The sequence below is a fragment of the Tenacibaculum sp. L6 genome, from assembly GCF_028823685.1.
In the GTDB taxonomy this organism is placed as follows: Bacteria; Bacteroidota; Bacteroidia; order Flavobacteriales; family Flavobacteriaceae; genus Polaribacter.
Genome location: NZ_JAPEHZ010000200.1, coordinates 1 through 424 on the forward strand (window position 1 = coordinate 1; position 424 = coordinate 424).

1 protein-coding gene is annotated in these 424 nt (G+C 34.2%); it reads right to left on the bottom strand.

What is annotated here, in order from left to right:
- Window positions 1-424 (bottom strand): hypothetical protein (locus OU788_RS12710; RefSeq protein ID WP_342454941.1); only part of this gene is annotated, 424 nt, incomplete at both ends.

Below are 424 nucleotides of genomic sequence, written 5' to 3' on the forward strand. Positions count from 1 at the left end.
GGTTTTCTTGCATACGACGTTCTATGGTGTTTAGAACTACTTCCAACCCTTCGTCTCCATTTACGTGTATATGTAATTGATAGCCAGCATCCCAAAATAATTTTGTTCCTTTTTCAAGTAATTCTGGCTCTAGCATCCATTGCCCGTGATGGCCATCTAAATAGCCATCTTTCATTTGCATTAATTGAGAAATAATAGCACCATCTGCAAGAAATTTAACTTGTTTTTTAAAAAATCTAATTTTACCTGTTACAGGAAATAGTGACATTACTTCGTCTAAATGGTTTAATGTCTCGTCGCCATATTTCATGTAGTTTGTATTTCCTTCGTATATAAAATAAGAATACATAGGAGTATCAGCACTTCCTAATATATCCATATATAGTTTTGCTGCATTAGCATCTACAAAAGCACCAGGCTCATT